We start from the raw sequence: 26,242 nt of genomic DNA on the forward strand, positions 1-26,242 counted from the left end.
AAAATTAAATGAGATGAATCATATTTCCATTGATTTTATCATAAAAGAATGTAAAAAATTATTTAAAAAAAAATTAAAAGATTATGATTTATCGTGGAGAATCATAAAAATATATTCTATGATAGATCAAATTTTTATTAAAGTACTTCGTATACACAATATTCAAAAAAGAGGATATCAAAAAGTGAAAGAAGAAAATGTGATAGATACATATATAGATGTTATAAATTATATTATCATTACTCTAATAAAATTAAATACTTCTCATAATTTTGAAAAAAATATTTCTCATTCTAAGATTATTTGTCTTTATATTCAACAATTTAATAAAATTAAAAATTGGAAAAAAAATATAGAATTATATAAGAAAAAAATGGAGACCCCTTCAATAGAAAAAATATTAGGATATATTTTCTATTTGAAAAAAAAAAAAGAAAAAATTTTATCTAAAAAATTGGAAATAATTTGTTTAAAAATTTTAAAAATAACAATCCTTTTATTAAGAAAGGATATGAGAAAAAATAAATGAAATTTTTTTTATATTATAAAAAATTCATCTTAGATTAGAAGAAACTGAAAAATGAAAAAAAAAGTTATAATTGCAAATTGGAAAATGAATCACGATTTCTATGAAACTACTTCTTATCTTAGAAACTTATTAAAAATAATTTATGAAAATAAGATTCATCACAAAAAAAAAATAATTATTGCTCCATCTTTTCCTTTTTTACATATTTCAAATCAAATTTTACAGGGGACTACTTTAAGTATTGCTGCACAAAATATCCATCAAATGGAAAACGGATCTTATACAGGAGAAGTATCGGCATCTATGTTAAGATCTATAGGAATTAAAAAAGTAATATTAGGACATAGTGAACGTAGAAAATATTTTACAGAAACAAATGATATTCTAATCAAAAAAATTAAAATTTCATTAAAATATGGATTTCATATTATTTTCTGTATAGGAGAAACAGGAATAGATAGAAAAAAAGAAGAACATTTTTTTACGGTAAAAAAACAATTAGAAAAAACAATTTTTCATTTTTCTTTAGAAAAGATAAACTCTTTTATTATAGCATACGAACCTATATGGGCTATTGGGACTGGAAATACTGCTTCTCCTGAAGTAGTTCAACTTATGCATCAATACATTCGTTCCTTATTTTTGAATAAATATGGAGAAACTGTTTCCAATGATTTATCTATTTTGTATGGAGGAAGTATAAACGATATGAATGCAAGAGATCTTTTTTTACAGAAAGATATCGATGGTGGACTTGTTGGAAATTCTTCACTTCAAATGAAAAATTTTTTGAAAATTATTCAATCCTAATTTTTATTTGTTATCTTTATGATTGTAAAAAATATTTGGCCTCGTAGCTTAATTGGATAGAGCATCTGACTACGGATCAGAAGGTTATGGGTTCGACTCCCTTCGAGGTCTCATCTTTTTTTTTTATCCTAAATAAGGTTTTAGTATTTTACTTCTAGAAGAATGTTTTAATCTTTTTAAGGCTATGCTTTCTATTTGTCTTACACGTTCTCTTGTTAAATCACAAGATTGTCCTACTTCTTCTAAGGTCATTGGTGGAGATCCATTTAATCCAAAATGTAAAATGATAACTCGACGCTCTCTTTCACTTAAAGTTTCCAAAATTCTTTTTATATCTTTACGAAGAGACTCCTTTTCTAAATGTTCATCTGGACGAGGAGATTCATCAGATTTTACTAAATCGTATAGATTAGAATCCTCCCCATCTATTAATGGAGCATCCATAGAAATATGTCTACCTGAATTTTTTAGAGATTCTTCTACCTCTTTTTCATTCATTTCTAAATGTTCAGCTATTTCTCTTGCAGAAGGTGTTCTTTGAAGTTCTTGCTCTAATTGAGCAAGAGTTTTAAGGATTTTGTTCAACAATGCCAATTTATTTGTAGGTTGACGAATAGAACGTGACTGTTCTGCTATAGCCTGTAATATAGCTTGTCTTATCCACCATACAACATAAGAAATACATTTAAATCCTCTTGTTTCATCGAATCTCAATATTCCCTTGATCAAACCTAGATTACCTTCATTAATTAAATCACATAAACTTAACCCTTGATTTTGATATTGTTTTGCAACAGAAACCACAAAACGTAAATTTGCATTTACTAGTTTATCTATAGCGGAGGAATCTCCTTCTCTCGCTCTACGTGCATATTCAACTTCTTCTTCTGGAGTCAATAATGGAATTTTTCCTATTTCATGAAGATATTTATCTAAAGATTCAGATTCACGATTTGTGACTTGTTTAGTGATTTTAAGTTGTCTCATGTTTTTTTATTATTTTACTCATTTTTTAGGATGAGGTAAAAGTACTTTCCTAGAAAGTTTCATTTTTTTATTTTTATTATCAATTCCCATAAATTTTACATCTATGATATCTCCAATGTGTAATTCGTCTTCTATATTACTTAGTCTTTTCCATCCTATTTCAGAAATATGCAACAATCCTTCCACTCCTTTAGATATTTCAACAAAAGCTCCAAAATCTTTGATAGATTTTACTTTTGCTTTATAAACCTTTCCGATTTCAGGTACAAAAGTAATTTCTTTAATTCTATGAACTGCTTCCTCCATTTTTTTATAATCTTTTCCTATAATTTCAATATAACCCATATTCCCTTTTTCTTCAATTAAAATACTTGTCTCTGTACAAGATTGTATTTCTTGAATAACTTTTCCACCAGGACCAATTACAGAACCTATAAAATTTTTTGGGATATTGAAAGTATATATTTTAGGAGCATTAGGTTTCAATTTTTTTCTATATATAGGTAAAGTTTCTAGCATTTTTTTTAGAATAAACATACGTCCTTCTAAAGCTTGTATTAAAATTTGATTTAAAAGATCATAGGTGAATCCTTGTATTTTTTTTACATCCATTTGACATGCTGTAATTCCATATTTTGTTCCTGTTATTTTAAAATCAAGGTCTCCAAAACTATCTTCGTCTCCCATAATATCAGATAAAATAACTTTTTTTTCTTTATCTATAAATAATCCCATAGCAATACCGGAAACAGGTTTTTCAAGAGATATTCCTGCATCCATTAATGCTAAACTTGCTGCGCAAACTGTAGCCATAGAAGAAGATCCATTAGATTCTAAAATATCCGATACTACACGAATCGTATAAGGATTATCAGGTATAACATTTTTTAATGCACGTTGTGCTAAATTTCCATGTCCTACTTCACGTCTAGATACACCTCTAATTGGACGTATTTCTCCTGTGGAAAAAGGAGGAAAATTATAATGTAGATAAAATTTTTCTTGATTTTCCATGATTACATTATTAATTCTATTAGCATCTAAAGAGGATCCTAATGTTACTGTAGTTAATGATTGAGTTTCTCCTCTAGAAAATAAAGCAGAACCATGAACTCCAGGAAGATAATCCACAATACTCCATATTTCTCGTATTTTTTTATTAGTTCTTCCATCTAACCGAATTCCTTCTTCTAAAATCATATTTCTGGTTATTTTTTTTTTTATTTCTTCAAAACATTGATCTATAAAAATTTCATTTTTTTCTCTATCATTTATAGGTAATTTTTTTTTAAAATTATTTAATATTTTATATTCTTGAATAGATCTGGTTTTTTTATCCAAAAAGTTTTTATATAATTTGTAAATTTTTTCGTATGAAAAAGAAAAAAGTTTTTTTTTCATAGTTTTTTTTTCCAATAAACATGGATCTTCTATATTATTATTTTCATAAAATGAAAAGAAAGGATTCTTGGATTTTAGTTGTAGTAGTTTTTCTACCAATCTGTTTTGGGCTTTTATTTGAATTTTAATTTCTTGATGAGCTATAGTAACCGCGTTAATAAATTCATCTTCTGTGATTTCTTTCATTTCTCCTTCTATCATAATAATGGAATTAGTAGAAGCTCCTACTATTAGATCTATATCAGATTTTTCCAATTGATCTAAACTTGGATTTAGAATAAATTTTCCATTTACACGTATGATACGAATTTCTGATATAGGTCCATTAAATGGAATTCCAGAAATAGATAATGCTGTAGAAGCAGCTAGTCCAGCTAATCCATCTGGTAAAACTGTTTTATCGTATGATAATAAAGATATCATGATTTGTATTTCTTTTCGAAAAGATTCAGGGAAAGTAGGCCTTAAAACACGATCTACCAATCTCATTGTCAAAATTTCTTCATCAGAAGGTCTTCCTTCTCTTTTTATAAATCCACCAGGAATTTTACCTCCTGCAGAATATTTTTCTCTATAATCTACTGTTAGTGGTAAAAAATGGGTTTCATTATTTATTTCTTTGGAAACTACTACAGTAGCTAATAATATTGTATTTCCTATACGTATGATAGCTGAACCATCTGCTTGTTTAGCTAATTTTCCTGTTTCTATAATAATAGTACGTCCATCTCCTAGAGAGATAATTTCCTTTACTGTATCTAACATGTTTTATTTTTTACTTTTGGATTTTTAAAAAAAAAAGAAATAATAAAAATTACGTTTCTTTTATTATGTGTGTAGTATGAATGATATGAAAAGAAATTATCTGTATGTTCTGTATGTAATGATCTTTGATCATTTTCTTAATCCTAGGATTTTTATAATTTTTTTATAACTATTTATATCCTTTTTTTCTATATATTTCAATAATTTTTTTCTTTTTCCTACTAATCTTATTAGTGATCTTTCTGTATTAAAATCTTTTCTATTATTTTTTAGGTATTTACTTAAATGATTAATCCGATAAGTGAATAAAGCTATTTGAGATTGAGAAGATCCTGTATCCAAAACAGAAGTTCCATACGTTTTAAATATTTCTTTCTTTTTATTTTCAGTTAAATACATTAAATACATAATACAATATCTTTAATCTGATAAAGTTAAAAATATTTTAGAAATATATATTTATACTTTTACTTTATTTTAATTTAAGTATAGAATCTAGATATTTTCTATCATTAGATAAACGAGGAACTTTATTTTGACCTCCTAGTTTTTTATGAATTTTTAACCAATCGTAGAATAATCCAGTTCTAGCTATATATATAATAGGAGGACGTAAAACTATATTTTTATATCGCTTAATTTCATAATCAGAATTCAATAATTTTAATTCATTATCTAAAACATCCCGAAAATAGGATAAATCTTCTGGAGGTTTTTTAAATTCTATAATCCATTCATGAGCTCCTGAATTTTTTTTGTTCATGTAAATTGGTCCGGCTGTATATTCATGAATAATAGAATTTGTTTTCAAACAAGTTTTTTTTAAAGCTATTTCTGCATTTTCTATAATTAATTCTTCTCCAAAAGAATTTATATAATGATTTGTTCTTCCGGAAATAGATATCCGATATGGAGATATACTAGTAAATTTTATAGTATCTCCAACTATGTATCTCCATAATCCAGCATTGGTAGAAACGACTAAAGCATAATTTTTATTTAATTCTACCTTATCAATAGGAATAATTTTTGGATAAGGGTTATGGAATTCTTCCATAGGAATAAATTCATAAAAAATTCCATGATCTAATAAAAGTAAAAGACCCTCAACGTTTTTTTGGTCTTGTACGGCAAAAAATCCTTCGGATGCACTGTATACATTATAATAATTTATAGGATGGGTAAATAAATCATTATACTGTTTTATATAGGGATTAAAACTAACACCTCCATGGAATATAACTTCTAAATTAGGCCATATTTCATTTATTTTTTTTTTATTGAATTCGTTTAATAATCGATTTAAAAAAATTAATAACCAAGAACAAACTCCTAATAAAATACGAACATCTTTGGATGCAGTTACTTTTACTAAAGTTTCTAATTTTTTTTCCCATTCACTCATTAAGGCTATTTTTTTTCTAGGAATACTAATATATTCTGCCCAAAATGGAAGATTTTTTATTAAAATGGATGACAAATCTCCATAAAAAGTGTTGTAATTTTTACATAATTCATGACTTCCTCCTAAACGTAGAGCTTTCCCAAAGAATACTTTTGTTCCTGGATGATTATGAATATATATAGAGAGCATATCTTTTCCTGCTTTGTAATGACAATCATGCATAGAAAAATTAGTAACAGGAATGTACTTACTTTTTGTATTGGTAGTTCCAGAAGATCTAGCAAACCATTTTACTTTTCCAGGCCATAATATATCCTTTTCTCCTTTACGAATTCTTTTAATGATAGGAATTAAATCTATATAATTGCATACAGGAATTCTTTCAGAAAATTGTTTATATTCTTTAATATCTCGAAATCCATATTTTTTTCCAAATTCTGTATTTTTTGCATAAACCATCATTTGATGGATTAACCTATGTTGTATTTCTATTGGATATCGTATGATCGATTCTATTTTTTTTATTCTTTTTTTTATAAAAGAAGATGTTAAATATCCAGATAAATATTTCATTATGATGGAATTTTTTAATCAATCAAAAATAAATTTTTGAACCAATTTTTTTGGATAAATAAATAGAAACAATTCCAAAAGTCAATTCTTTTGTAGAATAAGTTTTAAATCCGTGGTATTTTAAAAGTTTTTTCATTTTTTTCCCATAATAAGAAAAATATTTAATAGATTCTTGTAAATAGTTATAAGCAAAATGGTTATTAGAGATAAAATTTCCTATTTTAGTTAAAATAGAATGAGAATAAAGATTATAAAATATTTTTATATAAGGATTCGAAGGATTGGAAAATTCTAAAATTTCTAAAATTCCTAAAGGCTTTAGAATCCTATATATTTCTTTGAAAGAAAGATGAAGGTATTGAAAGTTTCTTATTCCAAATGCAATAGTAACTACATCAAAAGTATTTTTTTCAAAAGGAATATTTTGTGAATAACCTCGAATTAGGGTTATTCTTTTTTCCAAAGAATTATTTTTTATTTTATCCTTTGCTATTTTTAGCATTTTTTCAGAAGGATCTAAACCTATAATAGAAGCATTTCTAAATTTTTTCGCTAGCAAAATAGCTAAATCTCCAGTTCCAGTAGCCAAATCTAATATTTTTTTTATTTTTTTTTTTAATAGTGGTTAGCAAATTTATTACTTTTTTTCTCCATAGTATATCTATTCCAAAAGATAAAATATGATTAAGAAAATCATATTTTGAAGATATTTTATCGAACATTTTTGTTAATTTATCTTCTGATAAAAGAGAATTTTTGTTCATAATATGAATTAAAATTTACTTAAGTTAAGAAAAACGATTCTTTTTAAAGAATTTTCTTTTTTTTACTTTTTATTTTTAGTTATTATTTTTATTAAACAAAGAATGATTCGATCAATAATTACAGGAACTGGACACTACTTACCAAAAAAAATTATAAGGAATAATCATTTTTTAAAACATACATTTTACGATAAAAAAGGATTAAAAATTGAAAAATCTAATGAAGAAATTATCAAAAAATTTCAAGAAATTACAGAAATAGAAGAAAGAAGATATATAAATAATTCCTTATTCAATTCTGATATAGCTTCTATAGCTGGAAAAAGAGCTTTGATCAATTCTAAAATTGATAAAGAAAAAATAGATTATATTATTTCTGCCCATAATTATGGAGATATTAATCCTATTTCTTTACAATCTGATATAATGCCTTCTATAGCTTCTAAAGTGAAAAATAAACTTCAAATAAAAAATAAAAAATGTCGTCCATATGATATGATTTTTGGTTGTCCAGGATGGATAGAAGGGATGATATTGGCGGATCAACTTTTAAGATCTAAAAACGCTCAAAATATTTTGATTACTAGTTCTGAAACTTTATCTAAAGTAATAGATCCGCATGATAGAAATTCTATGATTTTTTCAGATGGAGCGGGAGCAGCCGTTTTATCCTCTATAGAAATAGAAGAAGAAAATCAAGGAATTATTCATTATGACTCTCAGTGCAATAATAATGAAGAACTATATTATTTAACTAATGGCCCTTCTTTGAATCCCAATTATAAAAAATCTTTAGTGAATATTAGAATGAATGGAAGACGTATTTATGAATATGCATTAAAAGAAGTTCCAAATATGCTAAAAAGTATACTAGATCATGCTAATTGGCATATTAAGGATATTAACAAGATTCTTATTCATCAAGCTAATGCAAAAATGGATTATGCTATTTTAAAAAGATTGTTGAAATTGTATAAGTATTCATCTTCAAACAAAGATTTTTGTAAAAATTTAATGCCAATGACTATTCAAAAGTTTGGAAATAATTCTGTATCAACTGTTCCGATACTATTGGATTTAATTATTCAAAGAAAGATGCCTCCTCATGAAATTAATCCTGGAGATACCATATTAATGGCTTCATTAGGAGCAGGAATGAATATTAATGGAATGATTTATCGTTTTCCTAAAAAAAAAATTAAAAAATATTATGAAAAAAAAAATACATCCAGAAAATTATAGACCTGTTGTATTTAAAGATATTAACAACGAAACTCTATTTATTTGCAGATCTACCGTAAATACAAAAGAATCCATTCAAATAGATGAATCTATTTATCCACTATATAAAATGGAAATATCCAGTTATTCTCATCCATTTTTTACTGGAGAAAAAAGATTTTTAGGGAAAACAGGACCAGCAGAAAAATTTAAGAAAAAATACGAAAAATATAAAAAATTTTAATATCAAATATAAATTATCTTATATATGGATTATTTCATATTATATGATGGTAATAAAGAATGGAAAAATTTACTTCCTATAACATTTACTAGACCTGTATCAGAAATTCGATTAGGAATCTTTACAATAAGAGAAAGATGGGAAAGGTATATTGGAGGAAAAGCTTTTGTACTTACAAAACCATTTCTTTCAAAAAAATATTCTTTTGGAATAGAAAAAAAAAAGGGGAGGCACAAAAATATATTACTAATCAATTCTTCATTTATTCCCAATGAAAAATTGATTCAAATAATTTTTGAATTAAAAGAAAATGAGGCTATCTTTTTTAAAGAAAAAATGGTAGCTGTACGAAAATCCCTTTTTTTTTATAGAATAGATACTCCATTTTTAAAAAAATATAAAAAAATATATCATATTAACGAGGTTATTTATATTCAATACCCATGGGATATATTTATAAACAATGAAATTCTATTAAAACAAGATTTTAATTTTTTAACAAAAGGAAAAAATTCTTTTTCTCTATTTGGAAATAATCACCTTATTTCTAAAGAAAAAATTTTTTTAGAAGAAGATATGACAACAGAAAATATTGTATTAAATGCAAAATTTGGTCCAATTTATCTTGAAAAAGAAGTTCAAATCATGGAGGGATCTATGATTAGAGGACCAGTCGCTATTTGTAAAAATACAACCTTAAATATGGGATCTAAAATATATGGGGGGACTACCATTGGTCCTTATTGTAAAGTAGGAGGCGAGATAAAAAATTCTGTTATTTTTTCTTATTCTAATAAAGCTCATGATGGGTTTTTGGGAAATACGGTTTTGGGAGAATGGTGTAATTTGGGAGCTGGAACAAATATTTCTAATTTGAGAAATGATTATTCTAAAGTTAAAGTTTGGAATTACGAAAAAAAAAGCTTTTTTCCTATTGATGTGCAATTTTTTGGTATGATCATGGGAGATTATTCAAAATCTTCAATTAATACTCAATTTAATACAGCCACAATAGTAGGTGTAAATACAAATATTTTTGGATATGGATTTCCTCCTAGATATATTCCTTCTTTTTCTTTAGGAGGAATACAAAATATAAAAAAAGTAATTCCTTTTGGAAAGGTTTGTGAAACCGCTGAGATAATGATGAATAGAAGAAATATTTCTTTTTCTCTTTTAGATAAAGAAATTTTAGAATATTTATATCATTCGATGAATGATGAAATATAACTTATTTTTTACCTTAGAAAATACAAAATATAAATAGGATTATAATATGAATTTTTTCTAAAAATTGGTTATTTGGTTTTTAATATAAATAAAAATGATTTTATGCTGAAACATAATTTAGGTTATCCTAGAATAGGAATACAAAGAGAATTGAAAAAATCTTGTGAAGATTATTGGTCCAATAATATAGGATCGAAGGATTTATTTAATATTGGTTATAAAATACGAAAAGAAAATTGGAAAACACAAGAAAATGCTGGTTTAGATTTGATTCCGTGTAATGATTTTAGTTTTTACGATCATGTTCTAGATATGTCTTTCTTATTGGGATCTATTCCAGAATCTTATTCTTCAATTCCTATGATCCATGATATAGATCTTTATTTTTCCATGGCTAGAGGTTTTCAAAGAGATGGATGGGATATAAAGGCTATGGAAATGACTAAATGGTTTAATACTAATTATCATTATATAGTTCCAGAATTTTACAAAAATCAAAAATTCTATATTTTATCCAAAAAAATATTTGATGAATTTGACGAAGTAAAGAAAGTGGTAAAAAAAATTCCAAAACCTATTTTGATAGGTCCTGTTACTTATCTTTTTTTAGGAAAAGAAAAAGAAAATTCATTTCATAGAATGGATTTAATTGAAAATATTGTCCCCGTTTATATACAAATAATTAAAAAATTAAAGGATCAAGGAGCTACTTGGATTCAAATAGATGAACCAATTTTAGTTTTAGATTTATCTCAAAAAGAAATAGAAGCATTTAAATATGCTTATCAAGAAATATATAAAATTTGTTCGGAAATAAATATTTTATTAACATCCTATTTTGATGGAATTTCAGAAAATATTTTTCTTCTTAAAAATCTTACTATACCAGCTTTACATATTGATCTAATAGAAGATCCAGAACAATTAGAAAAAATCTTAGATTTTTTAATAGATAAAAAAACGATTTTATCTTTAGGATTAATCGATGGAAGAAATATTTGGAAAAATAATTATGTTCATTCCATTAAAAAAATTGAAAAATCCATAAAAATATTAGGAGAAAAAAGAGTTATGATTGCACCTAATTGTTCTCTTTTACATGTACCTATAGATATAGGATACGAATATTCTATTCATATGGATATCAAAGAAAGAATGTCTTTTGCTAAACAAAAAATTTATGAATTAAGCGATTTAGAAAATATTATAAAAGGAAATGAATCCATTTTACTAAAAAATTTGGATTCTTTGGAAAAAACAAAAACTTCTTTTATTTTTCATGATAAAAAGGTTAAAGAAAGAGTGACAAAAATTAAAGGGAAAGATATAAAAAGAAAAAGTCCTTTTAGGATTCGTCAAAAAAAACAGCATAAAAAATTTAATCTACCTTTATTTCCAACTACAACTATTGGATCATTCCCTCAAACAAAAGAAATTAGGAATTTAAGAAGTAAATTCCGAAAAAAAAAGTTAAGTAAAGAAGAATATGAGAACAAAATTCAAGAATTTATTATAGATGTTATTCGAAAACAAGAAAAAATAAATTTAGATGTTTTAGTACATGGAGAATTTGAGAGAAATGATATGGTTGAATTTTTTTCAGAAAAACTAAAAGGTTTTCTTTCTACTGAAAATGGATGGGTCCAAAGTTATGGAAGTCGTTGTGTAAAACCTCCTGTTATTTATGGAGATATAAGTAGGATGAGTGATATGACTGTAAAGTGGATATGTTTTGCGAAGTCTAAAACAGATAAATTAATGAAAGGAATGTTAACCGGACCTGTAACTATTTTGCAGTGGTCTTTTGTTAGAGATGATCAACCTATTTCTACTACGGCCTATCAGATTGCTTGGGCTATTAGAGATGAAGTAAAATCCTTAGAAAAATCTGGAATTCAGATTATTCAAATTGATGAACCTGCTATTAGAGAAGGATTACCTTTGAAAAAAAAAGATTGGAATTCTTATTTTAATTGGTCTATTAAAGCCTTTCGTCTTTCTTCAAGTGGAGTAGAAGATGAAACACAAATTCATACACATATGTGTTACAGTGAATTTAATGATATATTGAAACATATAGCCGATCTAGATGCCGATGTTATTACTATAGAAACTTCTAGATCTAAAATGGAGTTATTAAAGGCTTTTTCAGAATTTTCTTATCCGAATGAAATCGGTCCAGGAGTATATGATATTCATTCTCCAAGAATCCCTACTGTAGAAGAAATATTCGATTTAATTCGAAAAGCTTCTAATAAAATACCAATTAAAAATATTTGGATTAATCCAGATTGTGGATTAAAAACTAGAAGATGGGAGGAAGTAATAAAATCACTTAAAAATATGACCGAATCGGCAAAAATAGCTCGAAAAAAATTGATCAATTAGATGATAAAGTATCCAGAATATCTTATTTTGTAAAATTTTTGAAATGACGTTACAGAATAAAGAGGAAAAAATTAAAAAGGAATTATTTCTTCTAAAGAATTGGGAGGAAAAATATGAATATATTATCGATTTAGGAAAAAAATTATCAAAAAAATCCGATATTTTTAGATCCGAAGATAAATTAATTCATGGATGTCAATCTAAGGTTTGGTTAGAAGCTAAATTAAGAGGAGTTCGTGTTTTTTTTGATGCAGATAGTGATGCTCTTTTACCTAGAGGAATGGTCGCTCTTATGATTCGTATATATTCAGGACATTTTCCATTTGAAATTATTTCATCTAAGGCCAATTTTATTTCTGAAATAGGATTTCGAACATTTTTATCTCCAATTCGTGCTAATGGTATACTTTTATTTTTAAAAAAAATTAAGTTTTATGCAATAGCTTTTAATGAAAAAATTTCTGTTAGATTGAATGGTAAAACCCCATAGAAATTTTACCATTCTTTTATAAAAAAAAATTATGAGGTTCCAAACTATTAATCCTGTCGATAATAATATATTAAATACTTATTCTTTTATAGAGGATAAAGAAATTAATGATAAACTTACTGTAGCTAATAAAGCATATGAAGAATGGAGATATCTTTCTTTTTATTCTAGGATTGAATATATTAATAAACTAACATCTTCCATACAAGATGTTTTAGATATTTTATCGTATTTAATAACTCAAGAAATGGGAAAACCTATAACGCAATCACGTATAGAAGTAAATAAAAGTATCAATTTGTGTAAATATTATGCTGATTTAGAAGAATCTATTTTTTTTAAAAATATCTATACTGAATATGAAAAGTCTTATATTCGATTTGAACCTATAGGTCCTATATTAGGGATTATGCCTTGGAACTATCCTATTTGGCAAATCATAAGATATGCGATTCCTAATATTTTATTAGGAAATGTAATTATTCTTAAACCTTCTATAAATACGGCAGGTTGTTCTATTCTCTTAGAAAAAATATTTATTGAATCTGGGTTTCCAAAAGGGATTTTTCAAGTTTTTTTAATAGACATCCCTAAAATAGAATTAGTAATAGGGAACCCTATCATACAAGGAGTTTCCTTTACAGGAAGTCATTTAACTGGGAGTCATATAGGACATTTAGCAGGTAAGTATATTAAAAAATCGGTTTTAGAATTAGGAGGAAATGATGCTTTTATTGTCATGAAAGATGTAAATAATATTCAAAAAACGGCAAAATTGGCTACAGAGTCTAGATTGAATAATACAGGACAATCCTGTATTTCTGCTAAACGTTTTATTATAGATCATTCTATTGTCAATGATTTTATAGATGTCGTTATTCAAGAAATGAAAAAATATCATAAAGGGGATTTATATGAGGAATCTACTAAGATTGGTTATATATCTCGTTCAGATTTATCGGAAAAATTGTATAAACAATATAAGACCATTATTTCTAATGGTGGTAAAATATGCTTAGAAACTATAAGAAATGGAAACTTTTTTTCTCCTTCTTTATTAAAGATAGAAGATAATAATTTCTTTTTTTCAGAGGAAATATTTGGACCAATAGGATTAGTTTATACTTTTTATAATGAAAAAGAAATTCCTTCTATTGTTAATGCTACATGTTATGGTTTAGGAGCATCTATATGGACTAAAGATTTAAAAAAAGCAGAAATATTATCCAAAAAAATAAATACTGGAATGGTATTTGTAAATGAAATTGTAAAATCAGATCCTCGTTTCCCTTTTGGAGGAGTCAAAAAATCTGGATATGGAAGAGAACTTTCTGTTCTATCCATAAAAGAATTTTCTAATTGGAAAACCATTATTATAAAAAAATAAAATCATAAAATCTTTCGCATTCTTGAAACGGAAATTTTCATTTTATTTCTGTATTTAGCTACAGTTCTTCTTGCCACTATATATCCTTTTTTTTTGAGAATTTTTGATAATTTTTCATCAGTAAGTGGTCTTTTTTTATTTTCTTTTTCAATATATTCTCCTAATAATTTCTTGATTTCAATGGAAGAAATTTCTTTTCCATCTTCATTAATCATTTTTTCAGAAAAAAAACTTTTTATCAAGAAAGTGCCGTATGGAGTATTTACATATTTACTGTTAGCAACACGAGAAACCGTGGATATACCTACTCCAATTTTTTGGGATATATTTTTTAAAATCATAGGTTTTATTTTGTATGGATCTCCAGTAAAAAAATATTCTTTTTGATAATCCATAATAGCGTTCATCGTTAACATTAATGTATTTTGACGTTGTTTTATCGAGTCAACAAACCATTTAGCAGAATCTATTTTTTGTTTTATAAAAAAAATAGTATTATTATCATTTCTTTTCAGATTTCTTCCTTTTGAATACTTATAAGATCTTAACATATCTAAATATAAGGAAGATATTTTTAGTTCTGGTGTATTTCTATGATTTAGAGATAATTCCAACTTACCATCTACTATACAAATAGTAAAATCTGGAATTAAATGATCTAAATTTTTAGTATTTTCAGAATATATTTTTCCTGGTTTTGGATTCAATTTTTCTATTTGATCAATAGCTTTTCTTAAATTTTTTCTTGTTATTCTTAATTTATTTTGCAGTTTTTGATAATGTTTTTTTGTAAAAAATTCAAAATTATTTTGTATAATATCTTTGGCAAGATTAACCTCTGGTGATTTTTTTTTATTTTCTAATTGTAGAAGAATACATTCTTGTAAATCTCTAGCTCCTATTCCTATAGGATCTAGTTTTTGTATATAATTTAAAAGCAATTTTTCAATTTTTTCTTCAGTAACAGATATTCCAAGTATCAAAAATATGTCATCTACTATAGAAGGTAGATTTCTTCTTATATATCCGTTTTCATCTATATTTCCTATTATAAAATCTGATATCAATAAATCTTCCTTATTTAAAAAACGAAAAGTATGCAATTGATTTTTTAAATATTCCTGAAAAGTAATTCCAGAAACTATGGGTATATATTTTTTTTCACTATAATTTTGATTGGGTATATTATTTTTGAAATCTAAAATTTCATCATCACTTAAGTATTCATCAATATTTATTTCATAACTATCTATGGATGAATTTTGATCTTCTGAAAGATCAGAATCCATCATATTTTCTGATATATCTGAATTTTCATCTTCTTCACTACTACTCATAGAATTCAATACATCTTCTTCCATTTCCAATGCTGGATTTTCTTCCAATTCCTGTTTTACTCTTTGTTCAAAATCCAAAGTGGATAATTGAACCAATTTCATTAGCTTAATTTGCTGGGGGGAAAGTTTTTGTTTTCCTTTTTGTAATAATTTTTGTTTTAACATGTTTTAGAATTCTGCATTATTTGGTGTCCTTGGAAAAGGTATGACGTCCCTAATATTTTTCATTCCTGTAATAAATTGAACTAAACGATCAAATCCTAAACCAAATCCACTATGAGGAACAGAACCAAAACGACGTGTATCTAAATACCACCAAAGTTTTTTATCATCTATTTTTGTATCTTTCATACGCTTCAATAAAAGATCATAACGTTCTTCTCTTTGAGATCCTCCGATTATTTCTCCTATTTTTGGGAACAAAATATCCATAGCTCTAACTGTTTTACCATCGTTATTTATACGCATGTAAAAAGCTTTAATACAGGAAGGATAATCAAAAACAATTACAGGATGTTGAAAATGTTCATTCACTAAATATTGTTCATGTTCTGATTTTAAATCCATACCCCAAATTACTGGATGAAAAAATTTTTCTTTTTTATTTTTTTTTTCAAGAATTTTTATAGCTTCAGTATAACTAATCCTTTTAAACGGAAATTTTAATATAAGTTCTAGTTTCTCTAGAATGGAAGAATTTTCCTCTTGATTCCATTTTTTTATATTTTCTTTTAAAAAGGATAAATCTTCTACACAATTTTCAATAATATATCGTATGATAAATTTTAAAAAATCTTCTGCTAAATTCATATTTTCTTCTAAATGATAAAAGGCAATTTCTGGTTCTATCATCCAAAATTCGGATAAATGTCGTGAAGTATTGGAATTTTCTGCACGAAAAGCAGGTCCAAAAGTATAGACTTTTCCCAAAGATAAAGAAGCCGTTTCTGCTTCTAATTGTCCAGATACACTAAGATAGGTTTTACATTGAAAAAAATCTTTTTTATAATCTATTATATTCCCTCTTTTTACACATGGAATATTTTTTAAATCCATAGTTGTAACCTGAAACATATTTCCAGTTCCTTCAGAATTTGAAGTAGTAATAATTGGAGTATTTATATAAAAAAATCCATGTTCATGAAAATATTTGTGTATAGAAAAAGCTATATGGTGACGTATACGCATAATGCTACTAAAAATACTTGTACGAAAACGCAAATGTGCTTGTTTACGAAGTTTTTCTAAACTATGTTTTTTAGGTTGTAAAATAGATTTTTGAAAATTTTTGGAATCTACTTCTCCATATATACTTATATAAAAAGATATAATTTCTATAGATTGTTTTTTCCCTATACTTTCTTTTATGATTCCTATAACTTTAATAGATGTTCCAATTGTTATTTTTTTTATCAAGTTTTTATCTATTTTTTTAGATAAAACGATTTGAATATTTTTAATTGTAGATCCATCGTTTAATGCGATAAAAATAGAATTTCGAAAAGAGCGTATCCATCCCTCCACTAAAACTTTTTTAGATAAAAAAGTTTCCCCTTTATTCAATAATTCTTTAATCGAATATTTTTTTATCATGAAATATCCAAATTTTTATATTTTTAAAATTTCTTTTTCTTTATAAAGAAAAAAATTATCAATATTTTTAATATATTCAATCGTTATTTTTTGTATCCTATTTTCTCCTGATTTAGATAAATCTTGGGCTAATTTTAATTTTTTTATGGATTGATTATTTTTTTTTCGTACTATTCTCACGGATACTTTTGCCTTTTCTGTTTGTTTTTTGATTCTTTTCATCAAATTTTTTCTTCCTTCTTCTGTAATAATAGGAAGATTAATGTGAATATATTCCCCTTTGTTAGTAGGCATAAATCCTAAATTAGTATCTATAATAGCTTTATCTATATGTGAAATGATAGAACGATCCCAAGGTTGAATAGTTAGATTCATATTGTCTACAATAGTAATATTGGCTACTTCTATTAAAGGTAAAAAGCTCCCATAACACTTTATTTTTATTTTTTCCAAAAAGGAGAGAATGGATTTACTACCTAAACGAATTCGATGAATTTCTTCTTGTAATTTTTTTAAAATTATTTCCATGTCTTTTTTACAAGAAAAAAAAATTTTATTTAATTCATCCATAATTTTTTTATTATTTTTTAATAACCAAGGTTCCAATTTCTTCTCCTGAAATTACTTTTTTAAAATTACCTTTTCTATTGATATCAAAAATAATAATGGGTAAATTATTTTCATTTCCTAAAATAAAAGCGGTTTGGTCCATCACTTTGATTCCCATTTGATAAGCCATATCGAAGGATATTTTTTTTAATTTTTTAGCATATTTATCTTTTTCTGGATCTGTAGTATAGATCCCATCAACTCTAGTCCCTTTCAATAAAACATCGGCCTTTATTTCTATAGCACGTAAGACAGCGGCTGTATCTGTAGTAAAATAGGGATTTCCTAATCCTGCTACAAATATAACTACTCTTCCTTTTTCTAAATGATGAATAGCTCTATCCTTGACAAAGGGTTCCGCTATTTGATCCATTCTAATAGCTGTTTGTATAGAGGTACATATACCTACGTTTTCTAAGTAAGATTGTAGGGCTATTCCGTTTATAACAGTAGCTAGCATTCCCATATAATCTCCCCCTATACGATCTATCGTACTATTTAACCTAGAAAAACCTCTAAATATATTTCCACCACCAATAACTATAGCTACTTGAGCCCCCATATCGACAACCTTTTTTACTTCTTCAGCATATTGCTGAAGACGAGTAGAATGAAATCCAAAATTCTTATTTCCCATAAGAGATTCTCCGCTTAATTTCAATAATGATCTTTTATACTTCATGGAAAAATTCCTAATTTTTCATAAGAATCTATGATTTTATTTATGGAAAGTACAAAGGCAGAAGTTCGCATGGTTTCTATTTTTAATGATTTTTTTAGATCATGAATTTTATGAAATCCACTAATCATTGTATCTTCTAATCCACTACGTACTAAATCTATTTCTCTTGGTCCTCTCAAAATAATTTTTTTCTCTTCTTTTGGAATTTTTTTATGACAAATAGTTTCAATGACCTGCAAAAGTTCAGAATTCATATTTTCATTAAATCGTTTTTCCATACGTCCATAACGTACATGACTTAAATTTTTTAACCATTCAAAATAAGAGACTGTAACTCCTCCAGCATTTAAATAAATATCTGGAACTATAATTACCCCCATTTTTCCTAATATTTCATCTGCTTCAGGAGTTACCGGTCCATTTGCCGCTTCTCCAATAATTTTAGCTTTAATACGATTAGCATTATTCTTATGTATAACATTTTCTAATGCAGCAGGGATAAGTATGTCACATTCTAATTCTAACGCTTTCTCTGTATTTTCAATATTTTTTGATCCTGGAAAATTTAATATGGATCCAGTATTTTTTAAATGTAGTATCACTTTGGATACATTCAATCCTTTTTGATTGTAAATAGCACCCTCTCTTTCTGCTAAGGCAACAATAATAGCACCTGATTCATGAAAAAAATTAGCGGCATGATAACCTACATTACCTAGACCTTGTATTATAATTTTTTTACCATCTAATCCTAAATCAAGACCAATAGAACACATATATTCTTTCATACAACATAATTCTCTAATTCCATAAAAAACTCCTAATCCAGTTGCTTCTTTTCTACCTCTAACTCCTCCTTGAGAAATAGGTTTCCCCGTTACACAGGCTAGTGCATCTACTTCTCCAGGAATTATAGATAAAAAAGTGTCAAAAATCCAGCTCATCTCTCTCTCTCCAGTTCCATAATCAGGAGCTGGAACATCAATTCCTGGACCTATAAAATTTTTTTTAATTAATTCAGAAGTATAACGACGTGTAATCTTTTCTAGATTTTCTACAGAAATAGTTTGTGGATCTATTTTAATTCCACCTTTAGATCCACCAAATGGGACATCTACTATAGCACATTTATATGTCATAAGCGCAGCTAAAGTCATAATTTCATCTTGATTTACTTTTATACTATATCTGATCCCACCTTTACAGGGTAGTTTATGATGAGAGTGTTGTACCCTATAGGCTTCAATAACTTTGATTTCTTTTCCTATTTTTACAGGAAAGTGCATCCGATATACAGCATTACAATATTTAATTTGTTCTAAAAGTCCTTTTTCAATAGAAATAAATCGTGCAGCTTTATCAAAATTTTTTTCTATATAACTAAAAAAATTATATATATCAGCTTTACTTTTATTTTTTTTTGACATAAAAAAAAGTTTTTACACATTTTTAAATCTAAAATGAAAAAATTCAAAAAAAAAATGCTGTATTTGTTGAATACAAATCTACGTTTTATGTTGAAATATTTTTTAAATATACAAAATATCTATTTGAACATAGATTATTTTAATTATTAATTAATAAACTGATATTTAATTAAATAAATAAAATATTTATTATTTTATATTGAATAATAATTACTTTTTGTAATACTTTTTCTTTTAAAAAGAATATAGTTTTAGGATGATTTAAAATTTTGTATTTTATTTTTTCTACTGTTAGATTTGAGTCAAAAATCTCTTTAAATTTTAATTTCCCATTAAACATAATTGGATATGTAATTTTTTTTTCTACAAGAAATTTTGGATTAAAAATAGGTATAGGTGAAAATAAAATAGATTTTTTACCTCCTAGTTTTTTCCAAATTTCCTCAGATATATGAGGAGAAAAGGGAGCCATTAATTTAACTAGAGGTTCCAATATTTTTCTTTTATTACATTTTAAAATAGTTAATTTATTAACCATCATCATCAAATAACTAATAGATGTATTAAAAGAAAAGGATTCTATTCTTTCCTTTAATTTTTTGATTGTGTAATGCAAAATTTTCAATTCCTTAAATGTTGGAGATAAATCACTAATTTGAAATAATCCATTTTTATGGAATAAACGCCAAAATTTATTTATAAATTTTTTTATTCCATTTATTTTTTGATCATTCCAAGGTTTAGATAGTGTAATTGGACCTAAAAACATTTCGTAAATACGAAAAACATCTGATCCATATTTATCAGAAATATGATCTGGATTTATAATATTGTATTTAGATTTGGACATTTTTTCTAATTTTCTTTTACAAAAGAAAATTCCTTTTTCTAAAAGAAATTTGGAATTTGAAAATTCAGGGTTCCATTGTTTCAATTTATTTATATTTAATTGGTTATTATGATTGATTAGAGAAATATCTACATATATTTCTTGAAATGATAAACCATCCTTATTTTTCAATAATCCATAGGAAACAAATATATTTTTTCCAATAATTTTTAATATAATAGCAGAATGAATAAGTATCATCCCTTGATTTAATATTTTATTAAAAGGTTCTTCTTTTTTTATCCATCCTCTATCTTTAAGAAATTTATGCCAAAATCTTGCATAAATTAAATGCCCTGTAGAATGTTCAGAACCCCCGATATATAGATCTATATTCTTCCAATAATTTTCTTTTTTATTGTCCAAAAAAAATTTTTTATTATGAACATCCATATAACGAAGAAAATACCAACTGGATCCAGCCCAACAAGGCATTGTACTAGTTTCTATTGGAAATACATATTTATTATCAATAAGAGTATTTGAAACTATTTTCATATTTTTTTCGTCCCAAGCCCAATTTTTTACTCTCATTAATGGAGATTTTCCGTCTTTTGGATGATAATTTTTTATTCTTGGCAAAAGAAGAGGAAGTTTTTCCATTGGAATAGTTTTAGGTATTTTATTTTTAAAATAAATTGGAATGGGTTCTCCCCAGTACCTCTGTCTAGAAAAAACAGCGTCTAGTAACCGATAACTGTTTTTTTTTATTCCAATGTTTTTATTTTTCAAAATTTGGATTATTTTTTCCCTGGCTTCTTTTTCTTTTAATCCATTTAAAAAATAAGAATTAATGCAAATTCCATTTTTTCCTTCATAAAGTTCATCTTTATTATTTTTAGTTTTTTCAATAAAAACTGGTAAAATTTCTAATCCAAATTTTTTTGCAAATTTTAGGCTATCTTTTTCATGACTAGGTATACCTACTATAGATTTTGTTTGAGGATCTACAGAAAAATAATTACTAACATAAATAGGAATTTTTTTACCATTAATAAATGGATGTAGAACATAGTTTCCTGTAAAAAAACCTGAAATATTTTTTTCTTTTTCTGATTCTTCTACATAATTTTCTTGTTTATTCAAATATTCAATAAGATTTTTTTTATGATAAGGAATAGTAATTTTTTCTAATAATGGATGATCTGTAGATACAATAATAAAGGTCATTCCAAATACAATTTCTGGACGAAAAATAAAAGATTCTATTTTTTTATCATTTTTATTATTAGAGAAAAGAAGTTCTAAAAATATGGTAGCCCCTGTTTTTTTACCAATCCAATTATATTGTAGTTTCTTAAGAGAATTAGAACATTTAATAAGATCTAGCCCTTTTAAAAGTCTTTCTACGTAAGCGGTAATTCTTATATGCCATTGAAGCATTTTCTTCTTATAAATTGGATATCCACCTCTTTGACTTTTTCCATTTTTTATTTCATCATTAGCTAATACAGTCCCTAGATCCGGGCACCAATTAACCGTATTTTTACATAAAAATGCCAATCGGTAATTTAAAAGAATCGAATCTTTTTTTAGAGAACTAAATTTTTTCCATTTTTTTGAATCAAATTTATAGTTAAAGGGAGTACTAGCATTAACAGATAAATTTCCGTTTTTATTAAATTCTTTAATTAAAAAGTTTATAGGCTTAGCTTTTTCACTATCTTTATCGTACCAAGAATTAAAAATTTGAATAAACATCCATTGAGTCCAACGATAATAATCTGGGTTACTGGTGCATAATTTACGACTCCAATCGAAAGACAGACCTATTTTATCCATCTGTTTTTGATATTTTTGTATATTTTTTCTAGTAGTTTCGTAAGGATGCTGTCCAGTTTGAATGGCATATTGTTCTGCAGGAAGGCCAAAAGAATCAAATCCTATAGGATTTAGGACGTTATAACCTTCTGCACGTTTATATCGTGCATAAATATCGGATGCTATATATCCTAAACAATGTCCTATATGAAGACCGGCTCCGGAAGGATAAGGAAACATATTTAAAATATAGTATTTTTTTTTTGTGTAATTCTCGTTTTCTTCTGTATGAAAAATATTGTTTTTTTTCCAATATATTTGCCAACGTTTTTCTAATTTTCGAAAATTATATTCCATGTTTATTTTATTTTAAATTCTATATAAAAAATTCAATAATTTTATTACGTAATTTTAGTGGTTTCTGTGAAAAACAATATTTAATTTAAAAATATAATTATCCATAATTATTTGATAATAATAAAAAAGAGTTTTTCTAAAAAAGAAAAGAAATGTTTAATAACCATCAAGATTATTTAGAAAATAATTTTAACCAAAAATTTTTAAATAATCAAACTATTAGTTATTTGGTAACATTAATTCAAGATGATCCGGATAATTCTGTAGAAATATTTATTTTATTGAAAATAAATAAAGCTACTTCCGTTTTTAAATTTTTAGATTTTTTTATAAAAAAAAAAATTATTGAAGGTCTTCCATCTATTAAAATGATGGAATTCATGAATCAACTATCTGTAGATGATCGTGTCTCTTTTTTAGAGGATCTACCAAAAGATTCTTTAAAAGATTTGATTAAATATTTAAATCCGGAAGAAAAACGTAAAACTTTAATTTATTTAGGATATCCTGAAAATAGTGTAGGACGTCTTATGATTCCATTTTATCTTGCTGTAAAAGATACTTGGAGGGTTAAGGAAGTTTTAGAATATATACGAAAAGAAGGGAAAAATAGTGATGTAATAGAAATTATTTATATAGTAAATCAAAAAGGAAAATTAGTGGATGATATAAAAATAAGAGAATTTTTATTAGTAGATATAGATACTAAAGTAGAAGAATTAATGGATGGAAGATATACTGCTGCTTTAAGTGTTACCGATACAGAAGAAGAAGCCAATAAAATATTTTCTATGAATAATAGAGTTTCACTTCCAGTAATAGATGATAAAAAAAATTTGCTTGGAATAGTAACTATAGATGATATATTATGGGTTTTAAATGAAAATTATAGAGAAGATATTCAAAAAATAGGGGGGATGGAAGTTTTGAATCAATCTTATTTAAATGTTCCTTTATCTAAATTAATTAAGAAAAGAGCTGGATGGTTAATCTTATTATTTATAGGTGAAATGTTAACGACAACTGTTATGCAGAATTTTTCAAGTGTTATAGAAAAAGCCGTAGTTTTGGCATTATTTATTCCCTTAGTGGTTTCTAGTGGGGGGAATAGTGGATCTCAAGCTTCCAGCTTAATTATTCAAGCAATGGCTTTGGGAGAAGTGAAAATAAAAGATTGGTGGATAGTCATGCGAAGAGAAATAATATGTGGTTTTTTTTTAGGAAGTATCTTAGGATTCACTGGATTTATCCGTGTTTTGGCATGGCATAATATAAATTTTTTCAACTATGGACCTCATTTTATATTGGTTGGATTAACAGTTTTTTTATCCTTGATTTTCGTTGTTTTATGGGGTACTTTTAGTGGATCTATGTTACCTTTTGTAATTAAAAAATTTAGAGGAGATCCAGCCAGTTCTTCTGCTCCTTTTGTGGCTACATTAGTGGATGTTATTGGATTAATTATATATTTTTCTATGTCTTATATTCTTCTTCATGGGACTTTATTGTAAAAAGGAAAATCTTTCTCTAAATTTTTGAATAACTTTTTTCCAATCTTCAGGAATTGGACACGTAAAATGACATTTTCCATTTTTTGGATGGGTGAAGGTAAGAGAAACGGCATGCAATGCTTGTCTTTTTAAAATATTTAAACATATTTTTAAAAATTTAAAATGTTTTTTTGAAAAACTTTTTACAATTTTATTTCCACCATAAATAAAGTCATTGAATAATGGATGTCCTAAATATTTAAAATGAACTCTTATTTGATGTGTTTTTCCAGTACCTAAATTACAGGAAACATATGTTATATATTTAAATCTTTCTAAAACTTTGTAATGAGTTATTGAATATCTTCCTCTATAAAAATCTTTTTTAAAAAGAGTCATTCTTTTTCTATTTTTAGGATCTCTTCCTATAAATCCAGTTATAGTTCCTTCTTCATTTTTCAAATTACCCCATACTAAAGCTATATATTTTCTTTTAATAGTTTTAGAAATAAATTGTTGAAATAAACATTTTTGTGCCTGTTCGTTTTTAGCTAAAACAAGTAATCCTGAAGTATCTTTATCTATTCGGTGAACTAACCCTAACCTATATAATAATTTATTATCATTTTTTAAATGATATTTAATTCCGTGAATTAAAGTTCCTTTTTCGTTTCCAACCCCTGGATGGACTACCATTCCTGGTTTTTTATTAACTACGATAATATCTTCATCTTCATGAAGAATATCAAGAGGTATTTTTTCTGCAATAATATTTTTATATTCTGAATCTAAAATAGATGGATAAGATATTTCTACTTCTATAAAATCAAAAGGTTTTATTTGGTAGTTTTTTTTTATAAAACGTTTATTTACCAAAATTTTTCCTAAACTTGCAGCCTTTTGGATTTGATTTCTACTAATATTTTGGATTGATTGCATTAAAAATTTATCAACTCGAATAGATTTTTGATTTTTTTTTAATAAAAAACTAAATTTTTTTATGTTCATTTATTCTTTCTATTCCTCTTATTCTTTTATTAGGATGTATCCATTTTTTTAAAGCATTTTTTCTGTTTATATTTTTAGAAGGATTAGATTCATATTTTTGGATAAAATCATCGAATAATTCTTTTGAATTATTCGATGTTAACCAAAGAGTTATAGGTTGATTTTTATCCTTTATTTTTCCAGGATAAGGTTCTTGACGATAAACTTTTGCATTATTGATAGAATGATCCTCCAATGACTGGTCATAATAAAAATTAATAATGTTAAATGATTTTTCTTTCAAAGTATAATTTGCAGAAGAAAAAGACATTCCAATAACATTTGGAATTATAAAATTATTTTTTTCATATCCTTTTCCAACTATTAAGGTAATTTTATCTTTATGCGGTAAAATATATCCAGATGGAATCGATTTTCCTTTATAAAAAACTTTTAGAACAATATCCTTGGAAAGATCCTTTATATATTTTATATTTTTTACTAGGAGATGATTAGCATGAATCAATTTAATTGCTATATGTTTATGCTGATTTATTATATTTGGTAAGACAGTAGATTGATAATTTTTTGGATTAGCTTGTATATATATAGATCTTCCTTTTTTAACATGATCTCCAGCTTCTGGAAAAAAAGAAATAACTTGAAAAGGATCAAAATAGGGATCATAACGAGATGTATCTACATCGTATTTTAGTCCTAATTTATTTAAAATAGATAAGGATTGATTTAAAGTTAAATGATGAAGATCAGGAACTTTTACATAAGATCCATGTTTTGTGTAAAAATTAACCCATTTCAATGCGAAATTAATTATTTTATATAAAATAAGTATAGATATTAATAAATTTAAGACTAAAATTAAAAAATATTTCGAATATTTCATACTGAATAAATA

The 26,242-nt window shown here is 25.8% G+C and carries 23 protein-coding genes and 1 tRNA gene; 10 read left to right on the forward strand and 14 right to left on the reverse strand.

Translation table 11 applies throughout. The features are described from left to right. Positions 1–13: 13 nt before the first annotated feature. The 3 genes from DM815_RS00490 (at position 14) to DM815_RS00500 (ending at position 1,450) form a co-directional block, all read left to right on the forward strand. A complete protein-coding gene (locus DM815_RS00490) occupies positions 14–529 on the forward strand; it encodes a DUF1599 domain-containing protein (RefSeq protein WP_110508526.1) in 516 nt (171 codons plus the stop codon). A 51-nt stretch (positions 530–580) separates the two neighbouring features. Beyond that, positions 581–1,339 carry a triose-phosphate isomerase gene (gene tpiA, locus DM815_RS00495; RefSeq protein ID WP_110508528.1) on the forward strand — a complete coding sequence of 253 codons (759 nt, stop codon included), beginning with the start codon at positions 581–583 and terminating at the stop codon, positions 1,337–1,339. A 37-nt stretch (positions 1,340–1,376) separates the two neighbouring features. Continuing rightward, positions 1,377–1,450, forward strand: a tRNA-Arg gene (locus DM815_RS00500). A 12-nt stretch (positions 1,451–1,462) separates the two neighbouring features. On the opposite strand, the gene DM815_RS00505 is transcribed toward DM815_RS00500, so the two are convergent. The 6 genes from DM815_RS00505 to DM815_RS03165 form a co-directional block, all read right to left on the reverse strand. Next, entirely contained in the window at positions 1,463–2,326 is an 864-nt protein-coding gene (locus DM815_RS00505) for an RNA polymerase sigma factor RpoD/SigA (RefSeq protein ID WP_110508530.1), read from the reverse strand. 18 nt (positions 2,327–2,344) lie between these two features. Beyond that, a complete protein-coding gene (gene pnp, locus DM815_RS00510) occupies positions 2,345–4,492 on the reverse strand; it encodes a polyribonucleotide nucleotidyltransferase (RefSeq protein WP_110508532.1) in 2,148 nt (715 codons plus the stop codon). A gap of 129 nt (positions 4,493–4,621) precedes the next feature. Then, entirely contained in the window at positions 4,622–4,891 is a 270-nt protein-coding gene (gene rpsO / locus DM815_RS00515) for a 30S ribosomal protein S15 (RefSeq protein ID WP_110508533.1), read from the reverse strand. A 73-nt stretch (positions 4,892–4,964) separates the two neighbouring features. Further along, positions 4,965–6,470, reverse strand: coding sequence for a GH3 auxin-responsive promoter family protein (locus tag DM815_RS00520; protein ID WP_110508535.1), 1,506 nt, complete (start codon positions 6,468–6,470; stop codon positions 4,965–4,967). Between the two features lie 22 nt (positions 6,471–6,492). Then, positions 6,493–7,059, reverse strand: coding sequence for a ubiquinone/menaquinone biosynthesis methyltransferase (locus DM815_RS00525; RefSeq protein WP_235610016.1), 567 nt, complete (start codon positions 7,057–7,059; stop codon positions 6,493–6,495). Continuing rightward, on the reverse strand, positions 7,010–7,234 hold the full coding sequence (locus tag DM815_RS03165) for a class I SAM-dependent methyltransferase (protein WP_235610017.1): 225 nt from the start codon (positions 7,232–7,234) through the stop codon (positions 7,010–7,012). The genes DM815_RS00525 and DM815_RS03165 overlap by 50 nt, the downstream gene beginning before the upstream one ends. A gap of 102 nt (positions 7,235–7,336) precedes the next feature. Between DM815_RS03165 and DM815_RS00530 the strand changes: the two genes are divergently transcribed. The 6 genes from DM815_RS00530 to DM815_RS00555 all read left to right on the forward strand — a co-directional run bounded on the left by DM815_RS00530 (position 7,337) and on the right by DM815_RS00555 (position 14,194). Then, positions 7,337–8,476, forward strand: a complete 1,140-nt coding sequence (locus DM815_RS00530; protein WP_110508537.1) for a 3-oxoacyl-ACP synthase III family protein — start codon at positions 7,337–7,339, stop codon at positions 8,474–8,476. After that, positions 8,445–8,699, forward strand: coding sequence for a type B 50S ribosomal protein L31 (locus tag DM815_RS00535; RefSeq protein WP_110508539.1), 255 nt, complete (start codon positions 8,445–8,447; stop codon positions 8,697–8,699). Before DM815_RS00530 ends, DM815_RS00535 begins: the two co-directional genes overlap by 32 nt. 24 nt (positions 8,700–8,723) lie before the next feature. After that, on the forward strand, positions 8,724–9,929 hold the full coding sequence (locus DM815_RS00540) for a putative sugar nucleotidyl transferase (RefSeq protein WP_110508540.1): 1,206 nt from the start codon (positions 8,724–8,726) through the stop codon (positions 9,927–9,929). Between the two features lie 102 nt (positions 9,930–10,031). After that, entirely contained in the window at positions 10,032–12,317 is a 2,286-nt protein-coding gene (gene metE / locus DM815_RS00545; RefSeq protein ID WP_110509352.1) for a 5-methyltetrahydropteroyltriglutamate--homocysteine S-methyltransferase, read from the forward strand. Between the two features lie 43 nt (positions 12,318–12,360). After that, positions 12,361–12,807, forward strand: a complete 447-nt coding sequence (locus tag DM815_RS00550) for a SufE family protein (RefSeq protein ID WP_110508542.1) — start codon at positions 12,361–12,363, stop codon at positions 12,805–12,807. Positions 12,808–12,838: 31 nt separating this feature from the next. Then, positions 12,839–14,194: an aldehyde dehydrogenase family protein gene (locus DM815_RS00555; RefSeq protein ID WP_110508543.1), complete on the forward strand. Its 1,356-nt coding sequence runs from the start codon at positions 12,839–12,841 to the stop codon at positions 14,192–14,194. Between the two features lie 2 nt (positions 14,195–14,196). Here the strand turns inward: DM815_RS00555 and rpoN are convergent, their stop codons facing one another. From rpoN to leuS, 6 genes are all read right to left on the reverse strand, one after another. Next, on the reverse strand, positions 14,197–15,696 hold the full coding sequence (rpoN, locus tag DM815_RS00560; protein ID WP_110508545.1) for an RNA polymerase factor sigma-54: 1,500 nt from the start codon (positions 15,694–15,696) through the stop codon (positions 14,197–14,199). A 3-nt stretch (positions 15,697–15,699) separates the two neighbouring features. Then, entirely contained in the window at positions 15,700–17,124 is a 1,425-nt protein-coding gene (gene asnS / locus DM815_RS00565; RefSeq protein WP_110508547.1) for an asparagine--tRNA ligase, read from the reverse strand. Between the two features lie 15 nt (positions 17,125–17,139). Further along, the gene (locus DM815_RS00570) at positions 17,140–17,694 is read right to left on the reverse strand and encodes a ribosome-recycling factor (RefSeq protein WP_110509354.1); all 555 of its coding nucleotides are present in this window, start codon (positions 17,692–17,694) and stop codon (positions 17,140–17,142) included. Between the two features lie 10 nt (positions 17,695–17,704). Beyond that, the gene (gene pyrH, locus DM815_RS00575) at positions 17,705–18,415 is read right to left on the reverse strand and encodes a UMP kinase (RefSeq protein ID WP_110508549.1); all 711 of its coding nucleotides are present in this window, start codon (positions 18,413–18,415) and stop codon (positions 17,705–17,707) included. Continuing rightward, the gene (locus DM815_RS00580; protein ID WP_110508551.1) at positions 18,412–19,842 is read right to left on the reverse strand and encodes a Glu/Leu/Phe/Val family dehydrogenase; all 1,431 of its coding nucleotides are present in this window, start codon (positions 19,840–19,842) and stop codon (positions 18,412–18,414) included. Before DM815_RS00580 ends, pyrH begins: the two co-directional genes overlap by 4 nt. 169 nt (positions 19,843–20,011) lie before the next feature. Continuing rightward, positions 20,012–22,849, reverse strand: a complete 2,838-nt coding sequence (gene leuS, locus DM815_RS00585; protein ID WP_110508553.1) for a leucine--tRNA ligase — start codon at positions 22,847–22,849, stop codon at positions 20,012–20,014. 152 nt (positions 22,850–23,001) lie between these two features. Here leuS and mgtE point away from each other — a divergent pair, with 152 nt between their 5' ends. After that, entirely contained in the window at positions 23,002–24,360 is a 1,359-nt protein-coding gene (mgtE, locus tag DM815_RS00590) for a magnesium transporter (protein WP_110508555.1), read from the forward strand. Here mgtE and DM815_RS00595 read toward each other — a convergent pair. Then, complete coding sequence (locus DM815_RS00595) at positions 24,352–25,347, reverse strand: RluA family pseudouridine synthase (RefSeq protein WP_110508557.1); 996 nt, start codon at positions 25,345–25,347, stop codon at positions 24,352–24,354. The genes mgtE and DM815_RS00595 overlap by 9 nt on opposite strands. Continuing rightward, entirely contained in the window at positions 25,328–26,230 is a 903-nt protein-coding gene (locus tag DM815_RS00600) for a PASTA domain-containing protein (RefSeq protein ID WP_110508559.1), read from the reverse strand. The genes DM815_RS00595 and DM815_RS00600 overlap by 20 nt, the downstream gene beginning before the upstream one ends. Between the last annotated feature and the right edge of the window lie 12 nt (positions 26,231–26,242).

The sequence above is a fragment of the Blattabacterium sp. (Cryptocercus kyebangensis) genome (assembly GCF_003226855.1).
In the GTDB taxonomy this organism is placed as follows: Bacteria; Bacteroidota; Bacteroidia; order Flavobacteriales; family Blattabacteriaceae; genus Blattabacterium.